The sequence below is a fragment of the Streptomyces sp. NBC_00775 genome (genome assembly GCF_036347135.1).
GTDB classification, from domain to species: domain Bacteria; phylum Actinomycetota; class Actinomycetes; order Streptomycetales; family Streptomycetaceae; genus Streptomyces; species Streptomyces lutosisoli.
On sequence record NZ_CP108938.1, the window covers coordinates 8,422,441 to 8,441,563 of the forward strand.

At 68.2% G+C, this 19,123-nt stretch carries 16 protein-coding genes and 1 rRNA gene; 9 read left to right on the plus strand and 8 right to left on the minus strand.

Annotated features, from left to right (window positions below; all coding sequences use genetic code 11):
• Positions 1–466 precede the first annotated feature (466 nt).
• Entirely contained in the window at positions 467–2,233 is a 1,767-nt protein-coding gene (locus OIC96_RS37410) for a streptophobe family protein (RefSeq protein ID WP_330303580.1), read from the minus strand.
• 242 nt (positions 2,234–2,475) lie between these two features.
• On the opposite strand from OIC96_RS37410, the gene OIC96_RS37415 reads away from it, so the two are divergent.
• Positions 2,476–4,977, plus strand: coding sequence for an ABC transporter ATP-binding protein/permease (locus OIC96_RS37415; protein WP_330303579.1), 2,502 nt, complete (start codon positions 2,476–2,478; stop codon positions 4,975–4,977).
• 90 nt (positions 4,978–5,067) lie between these two features.
• On the opposite strand, the gene OIC96_RS37420 is transcribed toward OIC96_RS37415, so the two are convergent.
• The 3 genes from OIC96_RS37420 to OIC96_RS37430 form a co-directional block, all read right to left on the minus strand.
• Positions 5,068–5,817 (minus strand): transglycosylase SLT domain-containing protein, encoded by a 750-nt coding sequence (locus OIC96_RS37420; protein WP_330303578.1) that lies wholly within the window; start codon positions 5,815–5,817, stop codon positions 5,068–5,070.
• Positions 5,818–6,116: 299 nt separating this feature from the next.
• Positions 6,117–7,202 carry an S-adenosylmethionine:tRNA ribosyltransferase-isomerase gene (locus OIC96_RS37425; RefSeq protein ID WP_330303577.1) on the minus strand — a complete coding sequence of 362 codons (1,086 nt, stop codon included), beginning with the start codon at positions 7,200–7,202 and terminating at the stop codon, positions 6,117–6,119.
• Positions 7,199–7,894 carry an SDR family NAD(P)-dependent oxidoreductase gene (locus tag OIC96_RS37430; RefSeq protein ID WP_330303576.1) on the minus strand — a complete coding sequence of 232 codons (696 nt, stop codon included), beginning with the start codon at positions 7,892–7,894 and terminating at the stop codon, positions 7,199–7,201. The genes OIC96_RS37425 and OIC96_RS37430 overlap by 4 nt, the downstream gene beginning before the upstream one ends.
• Positions 7,895–8,081: 187 nt before the next feature.
• Here OIC96_RS37430 and OIC96_RS37435 point away from each other — a divergent pair, with 187 nt between their 5' ends.
• The 3 genes from OIC96_RS37435 to OIC96_RS37445 all read left to right on the plus strand — a co-directional run bounded on the left by OIC96_RS37435 (position 8,082) and on the right by OIC96_RS37445 (position 10,325).
• Positions 8,082–9,239 (plus strand): GAF domain-containing sensor histidine kinase, encoded by a 1,158-nt coding sequence (locus OIC96_RS37435; protein WP_330303575.1) that lies wholly within the window; start codon positions 8,082–8,084, stop codon positions 9,237–9,239.
• Positions 9,232–9,873 (plus strand): response regulator transcription factor, encoded by a 642-nt coding sequence (locus tag OIC96_RS37440; protein ID WP_330303574.1) that lies wholly within the window; start codon positions 9,232–9,234, stop codon positions 9,871–9,873. Before OIC96_RS37435 ends, OIC96_RS37440 begins: the two co-directional genes overlap by 8 nt.
• A gap of 206 nt (positions 9,874–10,079) precedes the next feature.
• Positions 10,080–10,325, plus strand: a complete 246-nt coding sequence (locus OIC96_RS37445) for a chaplin (RefSeq protein WP_330303573.1) — start codon at positions 10,080–10,082, stop codon at positions 10,323–10,325.
• 296 nt (positions 10,326–10,621) lie between these two features.
• Here OIC96_RS37445 and OIC96_RS37450 read toward each other — a convergent pair whose 3' ends face one another.
• The gene (locus tag OIC96_RS37450; RefSeq protein ID WP_330303572.1) at positions 10,622–11,410 is read right to left on the minus strand and encodes a hypothetical protein; all 789 of its coding nucleotides are present in this window, start codon (positions 11,408–11,410) and stop codon (positions 10,622–10,624) included.
• Between the two features lie 121 nt (positions 11,411–11,531).
• Here OIC96_RS37450 and OIC96_RS37455 point away from each other — a divergent pair, with 121 nt between their 5' ends.
• The 3 genes from OIC96_RS37455 (at position 11,532) to OIC96_RS37465 (ending at position 13,918) form a co-directional block, all read left to right on the plus strand.
• Positions 11,532–12,323, plus strand: coding sequence for an ABC transporter ATP-binding protein (locus OIC96_RS37455; RefSeq protein ID WP_330303571.1), 792 nt, complete (start codon positions 11,532–11,534; stop codon positions 12,321–12,323).
• Positions 12,324–12,417: 94 nt separating this feature from the next.
• On the plus strand, positions 12,418–12,852 hold the full coding sequence (locus OIC96_RS37460) for an NfeD family protein (RefSeq protein ID WP_330303570.1): 435 nt from the start codon (positions 12,418–12,420) through the stop codon (positions 12,850–12,852).
• Between the two features lie 130 nt (positions 12,853–12,982).
• Positions 12,983–13,918: an SPFH domain-containing protein gene (locus tag OIC96_RS37465; RefSeq protein ID WP_330303569.1), complete on the plus strand. Its 936-nt coding sequence runs from the start codon at positions 12,983–12,985 to the stop codon at positions 13,916–13,918.
• A gap of 57 nt (positions 13,919–13,975) precedes the next feature.
• Here the strand turns inward: OIC96_RS37465 and OIC96_RS37470 are convergent, their stop codons facing one another.
• From OIC96_RS37470 to OIC96_RS37480, 3 genes are all read right to left on the minus strand, one after another.
• Complete coding sequence (locus OIC96_RS37470) at positions 13,976–14,482, minus strand: HNH endonuclease (protein ID WP_330303568.1); 507 nt, start codon at positions 14,480–14,482, stop codon at positions 13,976–13,978.
• A 163-nt stretch (positions 14,483–14,645) separates the two neighbouring features.
• Positions 14,646–15,179, minus strand: coding sequence for a YbhB/YbcL family Raf kinase inhibitor-like protein (locus OIC96_RS37475; RefSeq protein ID WP_330303567.1), 534 nt, complete (start codon positions 15,177–15,179; stop codon positions 14,646–14,648).
• A 72-nt stretch (positions 15,180–15,251) separates the two neighbouring features.
• The gene (locus OIC96_RS37480) at positions 15,252–16,037 is read right to left on the minus strand and encodes a sporulation protein (RefSeq protein WP_330303566.1); all 786 of its coding nucleotides are present in this window, start codon (positions 16,035–16,037) and stop codon (positions 15,252–15,254) included.
• Positions 16,038–16,206: 169 nt separating this feature from the next.
• On the opposite strand from OIC96_RS37480, the gene OIC96_RS37485 reads away from it, so the two are divergent.
• Both OIC96_RS37485 and OIC96_RS37490 read left to right on the plus strand, forming a co-directional pair.
• The gene (locus OIC96_RS37485) at positions 16,207–16,848 is read left to right on the plus strand and encodes a DNA-3-methyladenine glycosylase (protein ID WP_330303565.1); all 642 of its coding nucleotides are present in this window, start codon (positions 16,207–16,209) and stop codon (positions 16,846–16,848) included.
• Between the two features lie 556 nt (positions 16,849–17,404).
• Positions 17,405–18,930 (plus strand): 16S ribosomal RNA (locus OIC96_RS37490).
• Positions 18,931–19,123: the final 193 nt, after the last annotated feature.

Sequence of the window (19,123 nt, forward strand, 5' to 3'; positions counted from 1 at the left end):
GCTCCCACCGTATCCGGCACCCAGTGCCTTCCGCCCACGCGGTCCGCCTAGCGGACAGGGAACACTGGACGTCACCAAAGTGGCCCAAGCATGACCACGGGGCAACACCCCCGTCGCCCCTACCCGTCCCCTCCCCAGGGGCTCCGCCCCTTCGACCCCGGGGGTTGTGTGTCGACCGCGGGCCGGTGGGGGCTGGGCGCGCAGTTCCCCGCGCCCCTAAAAACACGCCCCCAGGAACCGTTCGCCGCACGGACCCGCACCCACACCCGCACCCGGCGACGCACGACGGCCCCACCCACCCTCACCCGGCAGGTACGGCGGCGCGGTCGGCGACGTACGGAAGGGGCCGTGCCGGTACGTCCAGCCCGTCGCATACGGGGTTATGGGCAAGTTCATGCTGTGGCAGCAAGCAGTAATGCCCACCGGCGACGGGCTGGACGTACCGGCACGGCCCCGACCCACCCACTCATCGGCCCCGAGGCCCCCGCGGCGGAGGCGGAGGCCCCTCGTCCGGTGGAGGTGGAGGTGGAGGCGGAGGCGGCGTCGGTGGCCCAATCGGCCCAGCCACCGTCGGCGCGCCGTATATGTCGCGAGGCGACCGCGATGCCCCCGGCGGCCGCCCACCCTCCGGCTCCCGCAGCTCATCCGGCAGCCGCAGATACGGATTGGTGTCGGGGTTGGGCGGCCGGTACGAGCCCTGAGGGCGGTACGGCCCAGGCACAGACCCAGGTCCAGGCCCAGCCTCCCCGGCAGCCACCGGATACTCGGCGCCAGGAGCCACCCCACCCGAGTCACCCAGTGCCAGCGGCACCGCCCGCCGCCCCGCGGCCCCACTCGCGTACGCCAGCAGCGCACCCCCGCCCCCCGCCCCGGCCCCCCACAGGGCGCCGAGCAGCAACGCCACCCCCAGACGTCCATGCAGCTCGATCCCCGCCCCGAACGCGTCGAACCCGAGCACCGACAGCGAGGCGTCCGCGGACACCTCCGTCAACCACGCCAGCAGAGGCAGTGCCAGCGCCGTCACGACCCCGAGCCGAAGAGCGCAGCGCCCTGCGAAGCCGAGGGCACCCCCACCCCGTACATCTGGGGCACCCGGCGCTCCCACCAGACCCGCACCCGCCCCCCGTACAAATGGCGTACGCGCGGCGGCCAGCACGCCCGCGAACAGCATCATGATCGCGGTCGCGACCCCCAACAGCCACACACGCCCGTCGAGTTCGGCGAGCCGCCCCAGCGTGACGGGCCGGTCGGAATTGACGCTCAGCAACTTGTCCATGGGGTCGGGCAGCAGCTTGGCGAGCTCACCCGTGGCCTTGCCGTCCCAGGGCACGAACAGACCGATCGGGACACCGAGCCACACCCCGTTCGGCGCCCCCAGCAGCGCCGCGCCCGCGATCCGTTTGGGATGGGCGTCCCCGATCGCCGCGTACGCCGCCGCCGCGAGCCCGGCCAGGACCGCCACCAGCAACACCGTGACGAGCGCGGAGGCGGCCGGCCGTACCACCCGGTGCACGGCCTCCCAGCCGCGCGGCAGCGGCGTACGCCGGGAGGCCAGCAGGGCGATCACCAGGATCCCGGCGGCCCAGGCCGCGCCGCCGAGCAGCGTGGGCACGGTGTCGACGGTGAACCCCACGGCGGCCTTCGCGTTCACGAGGTCGCCGATCTTGTCGGGCAGCAGCCCCCCGAGGTCTCCCAGCCCACCGGGAAGCTTGTCCGTGATGTCACCGAGCCCGCCGCCGCCCGCGACCTTGTCGAGCCCGAGCTTGCTCCCGTCGATCGTGATGATGTCGTGACCGGCCCAGGCGAGCCCGCCGAGCGTGGCCACGAAGAGAACCACCACCGCGGCTGCACGCGCGAGGAGTTCGGACGCCGCGATCACAACTCCGGCCGCGCGCAAGGACCGTAAGAAGAACCACGACATCAGCAACGCGCCGACCAGCCCCACCCCCAGTGGCGTGATCTGGATGGCGGTGCTCGCCTCCGCTCCTTTCAGGCCGAAGGCCGAAACATCGCCGGACGGCTTCACCGCACCATTGGCCCCAAGTGCCACCACCGCCGCGGTCATTGGGCCCAGCGAGCCCGCCGTGTCCGCCCCGAGCAGATGCAGGCCGAGCGCGGCCGTGCCCGCCATCCCGATCAACGCCCAGCTCACCGAGGCGATCGCGGACAGCAGCACGTCCCCCCAGGGCACACTCCTGACACTCCCGCCGTGGTCCGCGGTCTCGATGCTCATCGTCAGACCCCCCGATCCGCGCCCGCGGCGATCCACCGCGGATGTCCCCCTCGCGTGGGATTACCACTCTCCGGGCCGGTTTCAACCCCGTCAACGGAAACGGGCAACCCGCCCGTACGCATCCTTCACAAGGCCCGACTTTCGGTCAGGGGGCTCCTACTGAAATAGTTCCCGACGATGTTCGACATCCCTAGACTCCCTGTGATGGGGGTAACTCGGGGGACTACTCAGTGGGGCATGGAGTGCCGGAACTCGTACTGGAATTGAATGGACGGACCTGGACGCTCGATGCGTCCAGGCCATACACCCTCGGACGTGATCCGCAGGGGGACATCGTGCTCGACGACGCCAGGGTGTCCTGGCGTCACGCCACGATCAGCTGGGGCGGCCGCAGTTGGGTCATCGAGGACCACGGCAGCACCAACGGCACGTTCGTGCAGGGGCAGCGGATCCATCAGATGGAGATCGGCCCCGGCTCGGCTGTGCATCTGGGCAACGCGACCGACGGACCGCGCCTGAACCTGTCCGGCGCCGCGGCAGCGGTCGCGCAGCCCCAGCAGCAGCCGTTCGCGGCCCAGGGCGCGAGCCCCGGCTGGGCTCAGCAGCCGACGCCGCAGCAGCAGGCACCGGAGCAGGGCTGGCAGCAGCCGCAACAGGCCGCGCAGATCCCGCAGCAGCAGGGACCCGGTGGTGGCGCGGGGGCGCCGCCGGTCTACGGCGACCGCAGCCCCACCACGTTCCACCAGTTCTCGCTCGGCCGCGTGATGCGCATCGGCCGTGCGCTGGAGAACGAGCTGGTCGTCTCCGACCTGCAAGTCTCGCGCCACCACGCCGAGTTCCACGCGACGCCCGACGGCCGCTTCGAGATCCGCGACCTCGGCTCGCACAACGGCACGTACGTCAACGGTATGCCGATCGCCAAGGGCGGCTCCGCGCTGCTCGGCCCGAACGACATCGTCGGCGTCGGCCACTCGACGTTCCGCCTCGTCGGCGACCGCCTCGAGGAGTTCGTCGACACCGGTGAGGTCTCCTTCTCGGCCCGCCATCTGACGGTCACGGTCGACGGCGGCAAGCAGATCCTCAAGGACGTCTCCTTCGGCGTACCCGAGAAGTCGCTCGTCGCGGTCATCGGCCCGTCCGGCTCCGGCAAGTCGACGCTCCTGAAGGCGCTCACGGGCTACCGCCCCGCCAACCAGGGTGACGTCCTCTACGACAACCGGAACCTGTACAAGCAGTTCGCCGAGCTGCGTCAGCGCATCGGTCTGGTCCCGCAGGACGACATCCTGCACAAGGAACTGACCGTCAAGAAGGCCCTCAAGTACGCGGCCAAGCTGCGCTTCCCCGCGGACACCACGGGTGAGGAGCGCGAGGCCCGCATAGACGAGGTGCTGCGCGAGCTGAAGCTGGACATCCACAAGGAGAAGAAGGTCACCTCCCTCTCCGGTGGCCAGCGCAAGCGTGTCTCCGTGGCCCTGGAGCTGCTCACCAAGCCGTCGCTGATCTTCCTGGACGAGCCGACCTCCGGCCTCGACCCGGGCATGGACCGCGACGTCATGCAGCTGCTGCGCGGCCTCGCCGACGACGGCCGTACGGTCCTCGTCGTCACGCACTCGGTCGCCGAGCTGGCGATCTGCGACAAGCTCCTCGTGATGGCGCCCGGCGGCTCCGTCGCCTACTTCGGTCCGCCGGAGGAGGCGCTGAACTTCTTCGGCTACGAGACCTGGGCCGATGTCTTCTCCGCCTTCGAGAACTACCGCGACTACGACTGGGCGGGCCGCTGGAAGGGCTCGCAGCACTACCAGATGTACGCCGCGGACATCGACGCGGTGGCTCCGCAGTCGGCGAACGTGCCGTCGCAGCAGGCGATGAAGCCGCGCAAGCCGCAGGGCTGGGGTTCGCAGCTGGCCACTCTGATCAGCCGCTACACCTCAGTGATCGTGTCCGACCGGGGCTTCCTCGGCCTGATGGTGATCCTGCCCGCCGTCCTTGGTGTCGTGAGCGTGCTGATCCCCGCCGACTTCGGCCTCGCCCTCGGCCCGCGGAACGGCAAGCCGCCGTTCTCGAACAGGGACGGCAGCACGATCCTGCTGATCCTCGCGGTGGGTGCCTGTTTCGCCGGCGCGGCCAACTCGGTGCGTGAGCTGATCAAGGAACGGGTGATCTACGAACGGGAGCGGGCGACCGGCCTGTCCCGCTCGGCATACCTGATGTCCAAGGTCATCGTGCTCGGCGTGATCACGATCCTGCAGGGCGGCATCATCGGCGCCATCGGCCTGTTCTCGCTCGGCGCCGAGAAGCTGCCGGACGAGGGCCTGCTGCTGAAGAGCGCGCCCGCCCTCGAACTCACCCTGCCGATCATGGCGCTGGGCTTCACCTCGATGATGTTCGGCCTGGTCATCTCGTCCCTGGTGAAGACGGCCGAGAAGACGATGCCGCTGCTGGTGATGTTCGCGATCGTCCAGGTCGTGTTCACCGGCTGCCTCTTCCAGCTCTACGACAAGGTCGGCGTCGAGCAGCTGGCCTGGCTGATGCCCTCGCGCTGGGCGGTCGCCGCGGCGGGTACGACGGCACAGCTGAACGTCCTGCTGCCCTGGCAGCCCGGCCAGCCGGGGGACCCGCTGTGGGACCACGAGCTGAGCCAGTGGTTCGTCGACATGGGTGTGCTGATCGGCATCGGCGTGATCTGCGGCTTCGCGGTCGCGCGCCTGCTGCGCCGTCACGAGCCCGAGGTCATGCGCAAGTGATCGCTCGCGCACGCCGGACATGACTGAAGGGCGGCACCCCAGGTGGGGTGCCGCCCTTCGGCGTCTGTGTGGGAGCTCCGCGCTCGGCCCTCAGTACGCGCTGTTGACGTTGTCGATCGAGCCGTACTTGTCGGCCGCGTAGTTGGCGGCGGCCGTGATGTTGGCGACCGGGTCGTAGATGTTCATCGAGGTACCGGAGACGTGGTACGCGGTGAACGTCGGCTGGATGACCTGGAGCAGACCGATCGACGGGGTGCCGTTCTGGGCGTTGATGTCCCAGCCGTTGATGGCGTTCGGGTTGCCCGTGGACTCCCGCATGATGTTGCGGTACAGGCCGTTGTACGTACCCGGGATGCTGTTCTTCGCCATGATGTCGAGGGACTGGCGGATCCAGCCGTCGAGGTTGTTGGCGTACGTCTTCACGGCGACGGTCTGTACCGTGACGCGCTGCGCGGAGCGGCTCGCGGCCTGCGCCTTCGCGCGCTCCTCGGCGGCCTTCTTCTTCGCGGCGGCCTCGGCGTCGGCCTTCTTCTTCGCGGCTTCGTCAGCCGCCTTCTTCTTGGCGGCCGCCTCGGCGGCCTTCTTCGCCGCGATGGCCTGGTCCTTCAGAGCGGCGCCGGCCAGCTGGTCGGTGACGCTGGCCTTGACGTCCTTGATCGGCTGCTCGCTGTAGGCGACCTGAGCGGAGGAGGCGGCGTCGGTCGTCGTGGTCTGGGAGTTGCCCGGAACCACGGAGAACGCGAGGGCGGCGGCACCGAGGGCTGCGACACCGGCGATCGAAAGCTTGTGGGTCTTGGTCAGCTTGGGACTATGACCAGGAGTGTTGATGTTCTTGGACATGACTGATGGACCTCTTCGAATAGCGCGGAGGTCGCTCTCGGTCCGGCAGGGGACTGACTGTTTCCGGAACAAACGCCGCGGGGCGAAACCCGCGGCGTTGAGCGACGGAGGCCATTCTTAGCGGCCGCAAAATCGTGTGGCAAAGGTGTGACCTACGAAGCCAGGTAGTGGACCCGGAAAGGGCAAAACGGGGCAGACTGTCACGTCTGCCCCGCTCACCCGGGCTCCCTTTATCTCCTATGCACCTTCGTACGTGATCTGCGCCCTATGTGCGGGCTCACATCGGTCGTGTATCAGTCTCACCAACAGTTGCTGGAGCAATGCCCAGAGTGAGGACTCTCGTCCGGAAGGATGAGGTGCACGTCCCCGAACTCATGCCAGAGGTAGAGCTCACGCAGCGCCTCGTCGTAGCTGCGGTCTATCGCCGCCCCGCCCGCGATCGCCTCCAGCATCAGGAGATGCGAGGCCTCCGGCTCGTGCAGCCCGGTCAGCAGCCCGTCGATGACCCGTACACCGCGCTCAGGGGTCACCACGAGGTCGGTCCAGCCCTTCGCCGCCCGGACCACCCCGTCGGGGCCCGTAGCGGACTCGACGGCGCGCACAGCCGTCGTACCGACCGCGATGATCCGGCCGCCTCCGGCCTTCGCCGCGTTGATCAGCCGCGCGGACGCCTCCGGCACCTCGTACCGCTCCGGATACGGCGGCTCATGGGCCTCCGCCGACGCGACCCCCGTGTGCAGGGTGATCGGCGCGAACTGCACACCCCGGCTCACCAGCTCCGCCACCAGGCGCGCGGTGAAGGGGCGCGCCGCGCTCGGCATCTCCGCGCTGCCCGCGCCGTCCGCGGACGGCAGCGCGAACACCGTCTGATACACGGACAGCGGCTGGTCCCTCTTTGTATAGGAGTAGCGAATGGGCCGCCCGTGCCGCCGCAGCAGCCCCAGGACGTCCGTGTCCGACACCCGTCCCCACCAGAGCCGCGGGCTCCGCGAGGTCAGAGGCTCCTCCAGGACGAGTCGTACGTCCCCGGGCAGGCGCACCTCCGTCCCCGCGGGCCCGCCCGCACGCGCACGCGTGGTGCCCGTGCCGTCGGGATCCCGCAGCTCGACCGCCCACCGCCCGTCATCGCCCAGCGTGGAGAAATGCACCACCACGCGTGCGTGCCCGACGCGTCCGTCCAGGGCGGCCGCCAGGGTGGTGGAGGTGTTGACGACGAGCAGGTCGCCCGCCTTCAGCTGCCGGGGCAGCTCCACGAACTCGTGATGCGACACCTCTGTACCGCGCGAGACGAGCAGCCGTACGGAATCCCGGTCCAGCCCGGGCCCCCGCTGCTCGGCCGGCACCCGCGCCGACAACTCCTCCGGAACCCTCACCGCGGTCGTCATCGCTCCTCCAGGAGTGCCGGCGCCGCGTAGCGACCGCTGGCCGGCCGCTCGTCGAGCAGGCGAAGAAAGGCCGGAACCACACTGTCCGGCGTCGGCCGCGGATCGTCGTCGTCCGGTACGGCCGCCGCGTACAGGTCCGTGCCCATGTCCCCGGGGTCGACGGCCCAGACGCGCAGGCCGGGCTCCTCCTCGCCGAGGACCGCGGAGAGGTGGTCCAGCGCCGCCTTCGACGCGCCGTAGCCGCCCCACGTCTCGTACGCCTCGGCAGCGGCGTCCGAACTGATGTCGATGACCGCGCCCGCATCCGCGGCCCGCAGCAGCGGCAGCGCCTCCTGGATCAGGCCCAGCGCGGCGACCACATTGACCTCCAGGGCCTGCCGGAGCCCGTCCAGGGTCAGGTCCTCCAGACGCACCAGCGGCTCGGCGCCCAGCGCGCTCGCGTTGTTCACCAGCAGGTCGACGCCGCCGAGCTTCCGGGCGGCAGCCACCAGCTCGGCGCGATGCCCGGCGTCCGTGACGTCCCCGGGCAGCGCCTCCACGCGCGTCCCGTACCCGGACAGTGCCACCGCCGTCTCCTCCAGCGCCCCGGCCGTTCTGGCGTCGAGCACCAGATCCCAGCCGCGCTCCGCCAGAGCCGCACCGAGCGCCCGCCCCAGCCCCTTCGAAGCCCCCGTGATGATCGCTACCGGCATGACAACCGTCCCCTCGTCCCTTGACCGCCGTACCTGGCGGGTGTCTTCAAGGTAGGAACCCGGCCGCCCCGGCGCCTCGTGCGCGGGCCGCAATGATCCGGGGTCCTTTGTCCTAGGCCGACAGGCCTAGGCGACGGCCATCACAGGTCTGATACGCGTTGTCACACCCCGCCGGTACTTTGGGGTCATGAGTCAAGGACCCCGGTCGGGCCTGTACGCGGTGAGTTCCGCGCTGCTGGCCATGAGCAGGCACCTCGAAGTGCGCGACGTCCTCAAGACGATCGTCGCCTCGGCCCGCGAACTGCTGGACGCGCAGTACGCGGCGCTGGGCGTGCCCGACGACCACGGCGGCTTCGCCCAGTTCGTCGTCGACGGCGTCAGCGACGCGCAGTGGAAGGCCATCGGCCCGCTCCCGCGCCAGCACGGCATCCTCGCCGCGATGCTGCACGAGGCCCGCCCCGAGCGCCTCGCCGACGTGCGCACGGACCCCCGCTTCGAGGGCTGGCCCTCGGCTCACCCCGACATGTCGGACTTCCTGGGCCTGCCCATCCGCGACGGCGACGAGGTCATCGGCGCGCTGTTCCTGGCGAACAAGAACAAGAGCAAGAACAGCGCCAAACCGGACGGCAGGTGCGGCTTCACCGAGGACGACGAGGAACTCCTCACCATCCTCGCCCAGCACGCCGCGATCGCCCTGACCAACGCCCGCCTCTACGAGCGCAGCCGCGAACTCACCATCGCCGAGGAGCGCTCCCGGCTCGCCCATGAACTCCACGACGCGGTCAGCCAGAAGCTGTTCTCCCTGCGCCTCACCGCACAGGCCGCCGCCACCCTCGTCGACCGCGACCCGGCGCGCGCCAAGGGCGAACTCCAGCAGGTGGCCGCGCTCGCCGCGGAGGCCGCCGACGAACTGCGCGCCGCCGTGGTCGAGTTGCGCCCCACCGCCCTCGACGAGGACGGCCTCGTCGCCACCCTGCGCAGCCACATCCAGGTCCTCGACCGCGCCCACTCCGCGCGCGTCACCTTCTCCAGCCGCGGAGTGCGGGCGCTGCCCGCCGCCCAGGAGGAGGCCATGCTGCGCGTCGCCCAGGAGGCCCTGCACAACGCGCTGCGGCACTCCGGGGCCGCCCGCGTCGACGTCACCCTGGAGAAGCGCGGGCCGGGCGCCGTTCTGCGCATAACCGACGACGGCAGCGGATTCGAACCCACCGCGATACGCAGCGCGGGCCGCCACCTCGGACTCGTGTCGATGCGCGACCGAGCGAGCGGAGTCGGCGGCACACTCACCGTGGAATCGGCGCCCGGAAAGGGCACCACGATCGAGATGGAGGTCCCTGGTGGCTGACGCAATCAAGGTGCTGCTCGTCGACGACCACCAAGTGGTCCGCCGGGGTCTGCGCACCTTCCTCGAAGTACAGGACGACATCGAGGTCGTGGGAGAGGCGTCCGACGGCGCCGAAGGGATCGCCCGCGCCGAGGAGTTGAAGCCCGACGTCGTCCTCATGGACGTCAAGATGCCGGGCATGGACGGTATCGAGGCGCTGCGCAAGCTCCGCGAACTCGCCAACCCCGCGCGCGTGCTGATCGTCACCAGCTTCACCGAGCAGCGCACGGTCGTCCCCGCCCTGCGCGCGGGCGCCGCCGGATATGTGTACAAGGACGTGGACCCCGACGCCCTCGCCGGCGCCATCCGCTCCGTGCACGCCGGACACATCCTGCTGCAGCCCGAGGTCGCGGGCGCGCTGCTGTCCCAGGAGGAGGCCAACTCGGGCCAGGGGAGAGGCGGTTCACTCACCGAGCGGGAGCGCGAGGTGCTCACCCTGATCGCGGACGGCCGCTCCAACCGCGAGATCGCCCGCGCGCTCGTCCTCTCCGAGAAGACCGTCAAGACGCATGTCTCGAACATCCTGATGAAACTCGACCTCGCGGACCGGACCCAGGCCGCGCTCTGGGCCGTACGACATGGGGTGGCAGGCTGATCACCAGCGGATTCGCACTCAGGCGCACTCCTCGGACGCGGTCGGGGGCGCTCGGGCGGGCGGCAATTCGGAGGGTTCCACTCCGGGATGAGATTCATACCGTCGTGTGTATGTCCCCCAGATGGCGCATCCTCCGTGGATCTCGGCCGTTCTCCAATGCGTGCTGCGGCGATTGCCGCAGTGATCGCTAGGAGGGGGTTTTAGAAGTGAAGAACCTGAAGAAGGCCACTGCTGTCGCGATGGTGGCCGGTGGCCTGGTTGCCGCCGGTGCGGGCATGGCCTCCGCGACGGACGGCTCGTGGGCGGGCGGCAGTGCTGAGGGCTCCCCGGGCGTCGCCTCGGGCAACCTCATCCAGGCCCCGGTTCACGTGCCCGTGAACGCGGTCGGCAACAGCGTGAACGTCATCGGCGTTCTGAACCCGGCCTTCGGCAACCTCGGCATCAACCGCTGAGTTCCGTACCGGAACCATCATGACCACCGGCCTTCCAGGGACTCCCTGGGAGGCCGGTCAGTTTGCGGGCCCATAGGCCGACCGGTGGTGTGCTCATAGGCCGACTGAACCGAACGGGCCTTTCCGCAAGCGCAGGAGAAACGCTTCTCATGAACATCGCCAAGAAGGCCGCCGTGGCCTTCACCGTCGCCGGTATCGCCGCGGGCGCCTCCTTCGGCAACACGGGCGTGAACCGCTGACCCGCACCACGTTCAAGGGCCCCGCGAACACAAACGGTTCGCGGGGCTTTTCGCTGCTCAGCGAACCCCCCGCTCCCGCTCCTCCACAAACGCGTTGTACGCCGCCACCTGAGCCCGCCGAGCCGTCCGCTCCACCGGCCGCAGCGCATGCGACCGCGCCGCGATCTCCGAGGCACTCACCGCCCCGCCATGCCCGTTCTCGTACGCCACGGAGACCAGCAACCCCACCCGCTGGGCAAGCTCCAACACCCGCACCGCACGGGGCGGATACCCGGGCGCCAGCACCTCACGCCCTCGCTCGGCCCGCGCCCGGTACGCGTCGACCGCCGCCTCCGCGACCGGCCCCGACCCGGCGACATCGAGCCGTGACAACACCTCGGTCGCCTCACGCAGCGCCTCCGCCAGCTCCCGTTCGGCCTCCCCGAGCGACGGCACGTCGGCGGGCGGCGCCTCCCGCACGGCAAGGCAGTGCCACACCACCTCGACGTGCACATCACCGTCGGGCCCCGCCTCGTACACCTCCGGCACGAGCCCGAGCGCGGCACCATGGCAGACGACGGCCTCCTCGGCGTCGAGGGCGCGCGCGTTGAAGTCCGGCGGTCCACTCAGCCCGAGCGGATGCCCCGGCGCGGGCAGCGCGACCCGCAGCCCGGTCACCCCGAGCGCGCGCAGCCGGCCGAGGGCGAGCGTGAGCCCGACGGGCCCCGACTCGCCTGGCAGCCCCTCGACCCGGTGCACCGCGTCCTCGCCGACGATGGCGAGGACCGCGTCATCCGGCGAAATAAGTCCGGCCAAAAGGGCATTTCCCCATGCGGCCAGCCGTCCTGAGCGTGGTTCCGAGAGCATGCCCCCACCCTAAGGACCGACCGATGGAATGGAGCAGCCGACCGGTGGCGTAGGTTTTCCCTGGGGGCTGCGTCCACAGACGTAAGCGACGGCCGAGACTGCAATGGGAGACAACGCGCTCATGAGCGATGTACTGGAGCTGGAGGACGTATCCGTGGTCCGCGAGGGCCGGGCTCTGGTGGACCAGGTCTCCTGGTCGGTCAAGGAGGGGGAGCGCTGGGTCATCCTCGGCCCGAACGGCGCCGGAAAAACGACCCTTCTGAACGTCGCCTCCAGCTACCTCTTCCCCAGCCAGGGCACCGCCACCATCCTCGGCGAGACCCTCGGCAAGGTCGACGTCTTCGAGCTGCGCCCGCGCATCGGCGTGGCCGGTATCGCCATGGCCGAGAAGCTCCCCAAGCGCCAGACCGTCCTGCAGACCGTGCTCACCGCCGCGTACGGCATGACCGCCGGCTGGCACGAGGACTACGAGGACATCGACGAGCAGCGCGCCCGCGCCTTCCTCGACCGCCTCGGCATGAGCGACTACCTGGACCGCAAGTTCGGCACGCTCTCCGAGGGCGAGCGCAAGCGCACCCTGATCGCCCGCGCCCTGATGACCGACCCCGAGCTGCTGCTGCTCGACGAGCCCGCCGCGGGCCTCGACCTCGGCGGCCGCGAGGACCTCGTACGCCGCCTCGGCCGCCTCGCCCGCGACCCGATCGCCCCCTCCATGATCATGGTCACGCACCACGTCGAGGAGATCGCCCCCGGCTTCACCCACGTCCTGATGATCCGTCAGGGCAAGGTGCTCGCCGCGGGCCCGCTGGAGCTCGAACTCACCTCGCGCAACCTCTCGCTCTGCTTCGGCCTCCCCCTCGTCGTCGAACGCGTCGGCGAGCGCTGGACCGCGCAGGGTCTGCCGATGGCCTGAACGCCGGGACGCCCGGACCCGCGCAACGGACCGGGCGTGTCCCCGTGGATCGCGCGCCCTGTCCGCCAGGCGAGCGCGGTCCTACCATGACCATGTGAACGACATCAACGCATGGGTGTGGTGGCTGGTCGGCGCGGCCGGGCTCGGCATCCCGCTCGTCGTGACCGCGATGCCCGAGTTCGGCATGCTCGCCGTGGGCGCCGTCGCCGCCGCGGTCGTCGCGGGGCTCGGCGGCGATGTCGTCCTCCAAGTCCTCGTCTTCTCCGCCGTCTCGGTCGCACTCATCGCCGTCGTACGCCCCATCGCGGCCCGGCACCGCGCCCAGCGGCCCCAACTCGCCACCGGCATCGAGGCGTTGAAGGGCAAACAGGCCATCGTCCTGGAACGGGTGGACAGTTCGGGCGGCGGCCGGATCAAGCTCGGCGGAGAGATCTGGTCGGCGCGCGGCCTCGACGCCGGACAGGCCTACGAGGTAGGCCAGGAAGTAGACGTCGTGGACATCGACGGGGCCACGGCGATCGTCATGTGACCTCGCACGACGCAAGTGAACCGAACGCCCCACGCGGCAGACGACGGTCTGTCAGACTCGTCCAGCAAGATCTTCAACAACCATAAGATCTTCAGGAATTACCGAGCGGAGAAGGGTACGGGGAGCAACGATGGGACCCATCATCATCGTCCTGATCATTCTGGTGGTGTTGGTCTTCATCGCCCTGATCAAGACCATCCAGGTCATTCCACAGGCCAGCGCCGCCATCGTCGAGCGGTTCGGCCGCTACACACGGACTCTGAACGCCGGACTGAACATCGTCGTCCCGTTCATAGACTCGATCCGCAACCGCATCGACCTCCGCGAGCAGGTCGTCCCGTTCCCACCGCAGCCGGTGATCACCCAGGACAACCTGGTGGTCAACATCGACACGGTCATCTACTACCAGGTCACCGACGCCCGCGCGGCCACGTACGAAGTCGCCAGCTACATCCAGGCGATCGAGCAGCTCACTGTCACCACCCTGCGCAACATCATCGGCGGCATGGACCTGGAGCGGACCCTGACCTCCCGCGAGGAGATCAACGCGGCCCTGCGCGGCGTCCTCGACGAGGCCACCGGCAAGTGGGGCATCCGCGTCAACCGCGTCGAGCTCAAGGCGATCGAACCGCCCACCTCCATCCAGGACTCGATGGAGAAGCAGATGCGCGCCGACCGTGACAAGCGCGCCGCGATCCTCACCGCCGAAGGTATCCGCCAGTCGCAGATCCTCACCGCCGAAGGTGAGAAGCAGTCCGCCATCCTGCGCGCCGAAGGCGAGGCCAAGGCCGCCGCACTGCGCGCCGAGGGCGAGGCCCAGGCCATCCGTACGGTCTTCGAGTCCATCCACGCCGGCGACGCCGACCAGAAGCTCCTCGCCTACCAGTACCTCCAGATGCTCCCCAAGATCGCCGAGGGCGACGCCAACAAGCTCTGGATCGTCCCCAGCGAAATCGGCGACGCCCTCAAGGGACTCAGCGGCGCCATGGGCAACTTCGGCCCCATGGGCGGCGGTTCGGGCAACGGCGGCACAGAGCGCCGCGAAAAGCCGTCCGTCACCGACTGATGTCGTACGACGATGGGGCCCACCTCCGCAGGGAGGTGGGCCCCATCGTCGTACGAGCTAGGCCGCCGGCTGAGCCAGCCACTCCGGCAGCGCGTCGAAGTCGTCCTGGCCGAGCGCCAGCAACATCGCGTCGGCGGGTGTCGGCTCGAACGGCTGCCACAGCAGCGGCATCCCCGCCTGCTCCGGCGTACGGGCCGCCTTGCGGTGATTGTCCTCCGCACAGGACGCGACCGTATTCAGCCAGGCGTCCTGACCACCCTGCGCGCGCGGCACCACGTGGTCGACCGTCGTCGCCCGCCTTCCGCAGTACGCGCACCGGTGCCTGTCCCGTACCAGAACACCGCGCCTCGACCACGGCGCTTGTCTTCGGAACGGCACCCTGACATAGCGGCAGAGCCTGATCACCCGAGGCACGGGTATGTCGAGCGCGGCTCCGCGCATACGGAGTTCGGGGTGGGCCTGCTCCACGACAGCCTTGTCCTGCAGCACCAGAACGACGGCTCGGTTCAACGTCACCGTCGACAGCGGCTCAAAGCTCGCGTTCAGTACCAGCGTGTCCCGCATCCAGCCCACCTCCTGTGTGCACCGGCCCACCCCCTGGCAGGCTTGGATCAACTCTGGCCGGGCGCGCCGAGATGGACAACGCAATAAAAAATGCCCGCCTCTGATCACTTCCAAGACCAGAGGCGGGCAAACGTTCAATGAACGTCTGTCTCGGGAGGGTGCCTTACGCGCCGGACGCGTACTCACCGATCAGCTGGGCGCGCGCCAGCGTGTGGAACCGCAGATTGAAGCCCACCACGGCAGGCGACACGTCCGAGTCCGGACCGAGCTTCTCCTGATCGACCGCGTACACCGTGAACACATAGCGGTGGGCAGGGTCCCCGGGCGGCGGCGCGGCACCACCGAAGTCCTTCGACCCGTAGTCGTTGCGCACCTGCACCACGCCCTCGGGAAGCCCGTCGAACTTCCCGCTCCCCGCGCCCGTGGGCAGCTCGGTGACCGACGCCGGGATGTCGAACACCACCCAGTGCCAGAATCCGCTCCCGGTCGGGGCGTCCGGATCGAAGCACGTCACGGCGAAACTCTTGGTCTCCGCCGGGAAGCCCTCCCAGCGCAGCTGAGGCGAGGTGTTCCCGGCCGCGTAGACCTGAGAATCCTTCAGCGTCGCGCCCGGCTCGACGTCCTCGCTCGTGACCGTGAAGGACGGCACGGTCGGATGGAAGTCGTGGGGGAGCGGCGGCCGCTTGAGCTCGGTCACCTCGGTACCTCCTGATCGGTTCCTGGATGGTTGCCGGGCGGTTCCGGAACGCGCAAATCGCCCGACCCGAGCCTAGAACCAGCTGCGCTTGCTGCCGACCTCCGACAGCCACTGGTTCAGATACGCCGCCCAGTCCGTGCCCTGGTAGTCGTGCAGACCCACCTTGAAGGAGCGGTACGAGTCGCTGCCCTCGGTGAAGAGGCCCGGCTTCTTGTCCATCTCCAGGATGACGTCCATCTCGCGGTCGTCCGCGACGAAGCTCAGCTCCACCTGGTTCAGCCCGCGGTACTGCGACGGCGGGAAGAACTCGATCTCCTGGTAGAACGGCAGCTTCTGCCGCGTCCCCCGGATGTGGCCGCGCTCCATGTCCGCGTTCTTGAAGCGGAAGCCCAGCTGGATGAAGGCGTTCAGGATCGCCTGCTGCGCGGGCAGCGGGTGCACGTTGATCGGGTCCAGGTCACTCGAGTCGATGGCTCGCGCGATCTCCAGCTCCGTGGTCACACCGATGTGCATGCCCCGCAGCGGCTGACCGTCGATCGTGGTGATCGGCGTCTCCCACGGGATCTCCAGCCCGAACGGCACCGCGTGCACCGCGCCCGCCTGGAGCTCGAAGGCCCCGCCGAGCCGCAGCTTCGTGAACTCGATGTCCTGCTTGTACTCCTGGTCGTCGTGGCCCTCGACCTCGACCTTGGCCTGCAGACCGACCGACAGACCCTCGATCGCCTGGTTCACCGACCCGCCCTGGATCCGCACCTCACCCTGCACGACGCCGCCCGGAACGGTGTTGACCTCCGTCAGCACCGTCTCGACCGAAGCCCCACCGGCCCCCATGCTCGCAAGCAGCCGCTTGAACCCCATGTCACTTCCTCCCCAGGCAACGCCTGTTCCCTCTGCCGTGTCCGTCTGTATTCCTTGATCCCTACAAACGCGATCCGACCGCGGTCGGTTCCGCGCCCTCACCCTTACAAGGGGGACGCTCCCTGACCACCCCGTCGACACGCACCCGTCTGGACTACGCTCGGACGCCATGATCGCGGCCCCTGACCGTACGCCCCTCACGCGTGACTTCTTCGACCGCCCCGTACTGGACGTCGCCCCCGACCTCCTGGGGCGCATCCTCGTACGCACCACCCCCGACGGTCCGATCGAACTCCGCCTCACAGAAGTAGAGGCGTACGACGGCCCGAACGACCCCGGCTCCCACGCCTATCGCGGCCGCACGGCCCGCAATGACGTGATGTTCGGTCCCCCTGGGCATGTGTACGTCTACTTCACCTACGGCATGTGGCACTGCATGAACCTGGTCTGTGGTCCGGGCGGCTGGGCCAGCGCGGTCCTGCTCCGGGCCGGCGAGGTCACCGAAGGCGCCGAGCTCGCCCGTAAACGTCGACTCTCGGCCCGAAATGACAAAGAACTGGCCAAAGGGCCCGCACGACTCGCCACGGCCCTCGGGGTGGACCGGTCGCTGGACGGCACGGATGCCTGCGCCCCCGAGGGTTCCCCACTGACCCTCCTGACGGGCACCCCCGTCCACTCCGACCAGGTACGCAGCGGTCCGCGCACCGGAGTGGCCGGCGACGGAGGCGTCCACCCATGGCGCTTCTGGATCGCCAACGACCCGACGGTGAGCCCTTATCGAGCCCATGCGCCACGCCGTCGCTCAACTTGACTCGTCTCTGGGGGATCCGTAATGTAGCCCGAGCCGCTTGAACCGGGTACGGCGTTCAGCCTGCAGCCGGAAGTGGCCAACCCACTACCTACGTCTTCCCCTCAGCGGGGGCGAATTCGGCGTGCCTGCATGTCTGAATTCGAACTCGCGGAACTCGATTATGAGTTGCGGAGGGAATCGGCTAACGTAGTGAATGTCGAAAGGCCGCGAGGCGAAAGCGCTCAAAGCCGGAAGACAAACTCCCGCCGACCGGGAATCAGACACGAAAGAGTCTGATAGAGTCGGAAACGCAAGACCGAAGGGAAGCGCCCGGAGGAAAGCCCGAGAGGGTGAGTACAAAGGAAGCGTCCGTTCCTTGAGAACTCAACAGCGTGCCAAAAATCAACGCCAGATATGTTGATACCCCGTCTCCGGCCGATCGGCTGGGACGAGGTTCCTTTGAAAAAGTCCTGCCGGACGATGTTCGGTAGGCGCACAGCGAGGACGCTGTGAACCGAGGGGATTATTCCTCCCCTTGGTTCCGCTCTCGTGGTGTCCACCCGATTACGGGTAAACATTCACGGAGAGTTTGATCCTGGCTCAGGACGAACGCTGGCGGCGTGCTTAACACATGCAAGTCGAACGATGAAGCCCTTCGGGGTGGATTAGTGGCGAACGGGTGAGTAACACGTGGGCAATCTGCCCTTCACTCTGGGACAAGCCCTGGAAACGGGGTCTAATACCGGATAACACTTCTGCCCGCATGGGTGGGGGTTAAAAGCTCCGGCGGTGAAGGATGAGCCCGCGGCCTATCAGCTTGTTGGTGAGGTAGTGGCTCACCAAGGCGACGACGGGTAGCCGGCCTGAGAGGGCGACCGGCCACACTGGGACTGAGACACGGCCCAGACTCCTACGGGAGGCAGCAGTGGGGAATATTGCACAATGGGCGAAAGCCTGATGCAGCGACGCCGCGTGAGGGATGACGGCCTTCGGGTTGTAAACCTCTTTCAGCAGGGAAGAAGCGAAAGTGACGGTACCTGCAGAAGAAGCGCCGGCTAACTACGTGCCAGCAGCCGCGGTAATACGTAGGGCGCAAGCGTTGTCCGGAATTATTGGGCGTAAAGAGCTCGTAGGCGGCTTGTCACGTCGGGTGTGAAAGCCCGGGGCTTAACCCCGGGTCTGCATTCGATACGGGCTAGCTAGAGTGTGGTAGGGGAGATCGGAATTCCTGGTGTAGCGGTGAAATGCGCAGATATCAGGAGGAACACCGGTGGCGAAGGCGGATCTCTGGGCCATTACTGACGCTGAGGAGCGAAAGCGTGGGGAGCGAACAGGATTAGATACCCTGGTAGTCCACGCCGTAAACGGTGGGAACTAGGTGTTGGCGACATTCCACGTCGTCGGTGCCGCAGCTAACGCATTAAGTTCCCCGCCTGGGGAGTACGGCCGCAAGGCTAAAACTCAAAGGAATTGACGGGGGCCCGCACAAGCAGCGGAGCATGTGGCTTAATTCGACGCAACGCGAAGAACCTTACCAAGGCTTGACATACACCGGAAACGGCCAGAGATGGTCGCCCCCTTGTGGTCGGTGTACAGGTGGTGCATGGCTGTCGTCAGCTCGTGTCGTGAGATGTTGGGTTAAGTCCCGCAACGAGCGCAACCCTTGTTCTGTGTTGCCAGCATGCCCTTCGGGGTGATGGGGACTCACAGGAGACTGCCGGGGTCAACTCGGAGGAAGGTGGGGACGACGTCAAGTCATCATGCCCCTTATGTCTTGGGCTGCACACGTGCTACAATGGCAGGTACAAAGAGCTGCGAAGCCGCGAGGCGGAGCGAATCTCAAAAAGCCTGTCTCAGTTCGGATTGGGGTCTGCAACTCGACCCCATGAAGTCGGAGTTGCTAGTAATCGCAGATCAGCATTGCTGCGGTGAATACGTTCCCGGGCCTTGTACACACCGCCCGTCACGTCACGAAAGTCGGTAACACCCGAAGCCGGTGGCCCAACCCCTTGTGGGAGGGAGCTGTCGAAGGTGGGACTGGCGATTGGGACGAAGTCGTAACAAGGTAGCCGTACCGGAAGGTGCGGCTGGATCACCTCCTTTCTAAGGAGCACTTCTTACCGATCCCTCCGGGGTGAGGTCAGAGGCCAGTACATCGGCGAATGTCCGGTGCTGGTTGCTCATGGGTGGAACGTTGATTATTCGGCACCGTCAGTCATCTCGGGCTGTGAGTACTGTCCTTCGGGGCGTGGAAAGCTGATCACGAGTGGCGAGGGTGTCGGGCACGCTGTTGGGT